This is a genomic window from Methylobacterium sp. P5_C11, from assembly GCF_054049775.1.
This window is the reverse complement of the sequence record NZ_JBFULS010000039.1, coordinates 43,988-50,432: the sequence shown is the minus strand read 5'-3', so window position 1 is coordinate 50,432 and position 6,445 is coordinate 43,988. Positions and strand designations below refer to the sequence as shown.

Here is a 6,445-nt window from a genome sequence, read left to right as displayed (position 1 = left end):
CTCCCCGGCCGCCCGGGCGCGGACGCGACCCGGCACTCGGCCGGCGCCCAGCGGCGCACGATGGCGAGGGCCGTGCGCCGGCCGTAATCGCGGTAGTAGCGCCGCAGCAGGCTTGCCGCCGCGTCGGCGCCGTCGTCCAGGGTGGCGAAGGCGGTGTGGCCCTCCCCGTCGGCCCCGATCTCGCCGGGCCAGCGGGCGGACTTAATGCACCAGCCGTTGTTGAGCCGGACGCAGCGGGCGACGTAGGGCGAGTCCGCGGCCAGCGAGGCCGTGACCGCCAGCGCCCGCGGCATCAGCTGCGCGCCGGTCTGCGCGTGCCAGTTGGAGACGGAGCGGGTCGCGGGATCGAAGCGCGGCGGCTCCGCGTCCGGAGACGCGACTGCCGCCGCGGGGGGCGTGAGGGCGCGCAACACGGTCTCGGCCCCCGCCTCCGTGCGGGGGATCAGGCTCGTGAGCAGGACGAGGGCCTTCAGCAGCACGCGCACCGTCCTGCGCGGCGGCGCACCCTGTCCCGTGTTCCGGAGCCCGTCACGGATTCAGCACCTTGAGCGCCGCCGCGTGCAGCCGCAGATCGCCCGCCGCCACGATCCGGCCGCCGCCGGCGGCCGGGCCGCCATCCCAGGCCGTGACCCGCCCCCCGGCCCCCTCGACGATCGGGATCAGCGCGACGATGTCGTAGGGCTTGAGACCCGCCTCGACGACGAGGTCGATCTGGCCGGCCGCCAGCATGCAGTAGGCGTAGCAATCGGCGCCGTAGCGGGACATCCGGACCCGGTCTTCGAGCGCCCGGAAGCCCTCGGCCTCCGCGCCGGCCGCGAACAGCCGGGGATCCGTGGTCGCCAGGATCGCCTGGGCGAGATCTCCGCAGCGCCGGGTGAGCAGGGTCCGTTCCCCCGCAGGCGTGCGCAGGCGCGCGCTGGCCCCGTCGCCGGTAAAGCGCTCCGCGAGGTAGGGCTGGTGCATCATCCCGCGCACCGGCGCGCCGTTGCGGGTCAGCCCGATGAGCGTGCCCCAGGTTGGCAAGCCTCCGATAAAGGCGCGCGTGCCGTCGATCGGGTCGAGCACCCAGACGCATTCGGCGTCGGTGCGCTCGGACCCGAATTCCTCGCCGAGGATCCCGTGGCTCGGGAAGGTCTGGGCGATCATCGCGCGGAGCACGACCTCGGCCGCCCGGTCGGCCTCGGTGACCGGATCGAATGGGGCGCCCCCGCGGGCCTTGTCGTCCAAGCCGAACTGGGCGCGGAAGAACGGCAGGATCGCCTTCCCGGACGCGTCCGCGAGGTCGTCCATGAACCGCCCGAGTTCGACGACGCTCATCGATTCTCTTCCYTGTTCCGCCCGCAGGCCGTCCGGCCAACCGGCCGGTCCCGACGAAACCGGGGCGCGCCCCCGCCCGTCAAGCCCCCCTGGCTCATGCCACGGCCGGTGCCGGGTGGCCGGTCGCCCCCGATTCCGCGTCCGCGCCGCGGTCGGGCGCCGAACCGGCCGCGGCGTCCCCGGTCACGTCCACCTGCGCGGCCGCGAGCACCGCCTCGACGGCTTCGCGCAGCGAGCCCACCTGCCCGTCAGCCTCTGCCCCGCGCCGTGCGGCACCCACGAAACCGGTGGATTCGCTGGAATCGGTGTCCTGGGCGAGCCAGAGGCCGATCAGGATCGGCAGGCCCGGAACCCGGTCCCTCAGGCGCCGGATCAGCCGGCGCAGATGGGTCGGCTCACCGTCGAGCGCCAGGGAGACCACGCAGGCCATGCGCGCCGGACCCGGCTCGAAGCGCCCGATCCGTGCCGAGGCCGCCTCCGCGAAGGGCACGGCGCGGACGCCGAGCCCGCGCTTCTCGAGGATCTGCGCCAGGATGGCGGCGGCGGCCTCGTCCAGGAAGCCGCGCCCGGCGACGCACAGGACCGCGCCCGGGCGCGTCCAGGCCGCGGGCAGCGCCTCCGGGGGCGGCCCCACCGGCTCGGGGCTGCAGGCGCCCTCCGCCCCGTCGCCGGAGGCGCCCTCGACGGCATCGCTCCGATCCGCGAGATCGGCGATCAATTCGGCGAGTGCAGTCCGCATCGCCCCCTTCTGCTGCGCAGTCAGCACCCCCCGGGCCGCGTCGCGGGCGGCGAGTTCCAGCGCCTTGAGGACGACGTCGTCGTAGTAGGACGAAAGGGCGCATTGCTGCAGGATCAGCTCGGCATGACCCAGCACCTCCTCGGAATCGCCCGCCAGGATCCGCTGGTAGAAGTTCTGCACGGGCGTCAGCGCCGGCCTGTCCCCGAACAGCACGTCCAGGAATTCCAGGGGCTCGACGTGGCGGCCCAGCACCACGAGGCAGACGGTGAGCGGGGTCGAGAGCAGCAGGCCGACCGGCCCCCACAACCACGTCCAGAACAGGGCCGAGACGAGGATTGCGAAGGGCGAGAGCCCGGTCGACTGCCCGTAGAAGACCGGCTCGAACACCTGGCCGGTGAGCGGCTCCAGGATGACGAACAGGATCGCCACGGCGATCGTCATGTTCCAGCCGGGATCGACCGCGGCGGCCAGGGCCATCGGCAGCAGCGCCGACAGGACGGCCCCGAGATAGGGCACGAAGCGCATCAGGGCCGCGAAGATCGCCCAGAGCACCGGGTTCGGCACGCCGATCACGTACAGGCCGATGCCGATCACGATGCCGAAGGCGGCATTCAGGGCGAGCTGGACGACGAAGTAGCGGCTGAGTCGTCGGGCGGCGTCGTCCATCGCCACGGTGGTTCGGTGCAGGTCGCTCGATCCCGCGAGCCGGATCATGCGGTCGCGCAGATCCTCGCGCTGCATCAGTACGAACAGCAGAACGATGAAGACGATTCCGACCGTGGCGAGCGGATGCATCACCGGCGTCAGCACGGTCGATAGCATCTCCAGCGGACCCGGAGGCCGCGCGGTGATCTCGACCAGGACGGGCTGCGGCGCCGGCTGGGCCTGATCCGCGCTGGGCTGCGGTGGCGGGGCCGGCTGCTGCGGCTCGGCGCTGCCCGCCTCCTTGGCGCCGCCGTGGAGCGCGCGGCCGATATTGGCGACATACGCGGTGGCGTGCCCGACGGGCGAGTCGCGCAGTCCCTCGACCTTGTGCTCGATCGTCGCCCTGTAGCGGGGGATGTCGCCCGCGAGGTCGGCGGCCTGGATGCCGATCAGGGTCGCGAGCGCCGCCACGATGCCGACCGTCAGGAGCACGCTGACGGCGACCGCCGCGATCCGCGGCAGCCGCAGCCGCCGCAGGCGGTTCACCAGCGGCGTCAGCACGAAGGACAGCAGCAGCGCGATCGCGATCGGGATGAAGATCTCGCGGCCGAAATACAGGGCCGCGATGATGGTGGCGCCGACCACCACCGGCGATGCCATGGCGGCCCGCGGGGTTTCGGCCGCTGCCACGCGTGTCGGCGGCGGTGGGATCACGGGGTTTCCGCGGCGCGCCGCCGATTCGACCCCGACCGGGGTGCTCGTGCCCATTCCGTGTTCCGGGTTCCGAACGCTACGCGCGGGGCGCCGCCGGAGCGACGGCCGCCTCGCGAACGGGGAACGGCACGGGGACCGAAAACGATCCCGCGGACGTCACGGAGCCGTTACGCCCCCGCTACGCCGGCCCGGGCCACGTCGCCCGCATCCTTGAGTTCGGGCAGCGACCAGCAGAGCTGCATCACCCGCTTGGCCTGCGCCTCCGGCAGGACGCCGGCGGCGAGATCGGCAAACTTCGCCTCCAGCTGCGCGTCGGACATCGGCTTCTCGACGCTGCCGATGGCATGCTCGATGTGCCGGTGGAAGGTCCGTCCGTCGTTCAGCGTCACGGTCATGTCGACCTGCGCGGGATCGACGCCGGGGGTGATCACCGGGACGACCTTCTGGCGCAGCGCAACCACGCGCGGGTCGTTCACCGCCCGGTCGCTGAACTGCTTCTCGCCGCCCGCGCCCTCCACGAAGGCCACCGCGGCCGCGTGGTAGATGCTGAACTTGCCCTCTAGGCCGGTCTTCGGTGCGGTCTTGCCGGTCAGCTCCAGCACCAGCGGGTGGACCTTGAGGTCGACCCGGGCGATGTCCTCCGGCCTGACGTGGTCCGTGTCGCGGATCTGGATCGCGGCGTCGATCGTCGGATGCATGACGATACCGCAGGCGAAGGGCTTGTAGGTGTTGAGCTGCGCCTCGTAGCGGGTGCCGAGGCCCTCGGTGATCTCGGACCAGTCCTGCTTGGTGGAGATCGTGTTGGCCCAGCCGCGCTTGGCCTCGATCATGCCGTCCGACGAGGTGAAGCCCTTCCCAGCCAGGATCGCCGCAAACAGGCCGTTGGATGCGGCACGGCCGGGATTGAAGCTCTTGTTCATGGAGCCGAACGACTCGCGCAGGCCCACCGGCTGCGAAGCGGCGAGCCCCAGAGCGTAGACCATCTGCTGCTCGGTCAGCCCCATCAGCTTGCCCGCGGCGGCCGCCGCTCCGAACACCCCCGCGGTGCCGGTGATGTGCCAGCCGGCATCGTAGTGGTTCGGGTAGACGGCGTTGCCGATCCGGCACTCGGTCTCGATCCCGACCACCAGCGCGTCGAGGAAATCCTTGCCGGAGACCGGCTTCATCGCCGCGTAGGCCAGGATCGCCGACGCGACCGGGCCGGCCGGGTGGATGATCGTCTTCAGGTGGGTGTCGTCGAAGTCGAAGATGTGGCTCGATACGCCGTTGAGGAAGGCGGCGTTCATGATGTCGAAGCGCTCGGTCCGGCCGAACAGCCCGGCCTGCGGCGGCCCCGAGAACGGCTGCAGTGCCGAGACCGCCACGTCCACGGTCTCATGGTGGGAGCCACCGATCGCCACGCCGACCCAGTTGAGGAAGCTGCGCACGCCCTCGCGGCGGACGGGATCGGGCAGCGAGTCGTAGGACGAGCCGAGGATCCACCGGGCGAGGATCTTCGTGACGTGCGGCGGGGCCGCCTTCGCGGCCGGCTTCACGGCGTCCGCGGCCTGCCCGCCCTGCAGGGCGGGCGTCGCGAGGGCGAGGCCCGCGGCCCCGATGAGCGAGCGGCGATTCATCGACATGGCGTTCTCCCAGACAGGGCCGCCCGCGGCGGCTCCGGTTGGCCGACATGATAATGAATTCAGTCACCGCGCGTCAGCCCGCGGGTTTCACCCTGCCGGCTCTGACACCGGCTCACACCACCACGGGCAGCGCCTCCTGCTCGCCCACCGAGAAGACCCGCCGGTAGCGGGCGACCTCGTCGGCCGGTCCCTGCGCCTTGGTGGGATTGTCGGAGAGCTTCACGGTTGGCCGGCCGTCGGCTTCGGTAACCTTGCAGACGATGGAGACCGGATCGAGCTTACCGTCCGGCAGGAGGCCACGGAAATCGTTGGTGAGCAGCGTGCCCCAGCCGTAGCCGATACGCATGCGCCCGTGGAACCGGGCATGGATGCGCTCGATCTCGTCGATGTCGAGCCCGTCGGAGAAGATCGCGAGCTTGTCCCGGGGGTCGCATCCGCGCGCCTGCCAGAAGCGGATCACCTCCTCGCCGCCCTCGATCGGATCCTTCGAGTCGATGCGGATCCCGGTCCAGTCGCTCACCCAGTCTGGCGCGTTCGCCAGGAACCCGGTGGTGCCGTAGGTGTCGGGCAGGATCACCAGCAGGTTGCCGCCGTAATCCTCCTGCCAGTCGGCGAGCACGGCGTAGGGCGCGGCGGCGAGCGCCGCGTCGTCCTCGGCCAGCGCCGCGTAGACCATCGGCAGTTCGTGGGCGTTCGTGCCCACCGGCTCGACCTCCTGCCGGGCAGCGATCAGGCAGTTCGAGGTGCCGAGGAACGCGCCGCCGAGGCCCTCCGCCATGGCCTGCACGCACCAGTCCTGCCACAGGAAGCCGTGTCGGCGGCGCGTGCCGAAATCCGCCACCGACAGGTCCGGCAGCTTCTGCAGTCGCTCGATCTTCTCCCAGACCCGTGTCATGGCCCGGGCGTAGAGCACCTGCAGGTCGAGCTTGCCGAGGCCCCGCAGCACGGCGCGCGCCCGCAACTCGTTGAGGATCGCCAGAGCCGGGACCTCCCACATGGTGGTCTCGATCCAGCGCCCGTGGAAGGTCAGCTCGTACTGGCCGTCATGGACGGCGAGTTCGTACTCCGGGAGCTGGAAGCCCTCGAACCAGCTCACGAATTCCGGGCCGAGGATGCGTCCCTGGCCGCGGAAGACGTTGCCGCGCAGCCACGTGATCTCGCCCTTGCTCAGGCGCAGGCTGCGGGCATGGTCGAGCTGCTCCCGGAGCAGCCCGGCATCCACCTCGTCGGCGATGCGGATGCGCCGTGTGCGGTTGGTGATGCCGAAGGTGGTCTGGATGTCGGGGTGCCGGCGCAGGATCGTCTGCGCCATCAGCAGCTTGTAGAAATCGGTATCGAGCAGCGACCGCACGATCGGGTCGATGCGGAAGCTGTGATCGTAGACCCGCTTCGCCAGATCGAGCATTCT

The 6,445-nt window shown here is 71.3% G+C and carries 4 protein-coding genes and 1 pseudogene; all 5 read right to left on the bottom strand.

Translation table 11 applies throughout. The features are described from left to right. Positions 1 to 479, bottom strand: a pseudogene (locus ACXJKQ_RS19180) (hypothetical protein); the annotation flags it as partial. 49 nt (positions 480 to 528) lie between these two features. Then, positions 529 to 1,317, bottom strand: coding sequence for a histidinol-phosphatase (hisN, locus tag ACXJKQ_RS19175; RefSeq protein WP_457107313.1), 789 nt, complete (start codon positions 1,315 to 1,317; stop codon positions 529 to 531). 94 nt (positions 1,318 to 1,411) lie between these two features. Beyond that, positions 1,412 to 3,469 (bottom strand): AI-2E family transporter, encoded by a 2,058-nt coding sequence (locus ACXJKQ_RS19170; RefSeq protein WP_457107312.1) that lies wholly within the window; start codon positions 3,467 to 3,469, stop codon positions 1,412 to 1,414. A gap of 113 nt (positions 3,470 to 3,582) precedes the next feature. Continuing rightward, positions 3,583 to 5,037 carry an MmgE/PrpD family protein gene (locus ACXJKQ_RS19165; protein WP_457107311.1) on the bottom strand — a complete coding sequence of 485 codons (1,455 nt, stop codon included), beginning with the start codon at positions 5,035 to 5,037 and terminating at the stop codon, positions 3,583 to 3,585. Positions 5,038 to 5,149: 112 nt separating this feature from the next. Beyond that, entirely contained in the window at positions 5,150 to 6,442 is a 1,293-nt protein-coding gene (locus tag ACXJKQ_RS19160; RefSeq protein WP_457107310.1) for a nicotinate phosphoribosyltransferase, read from the bottom strand. Positions 6,443 to 6,445: the final 3 nt, after the last annotated feature.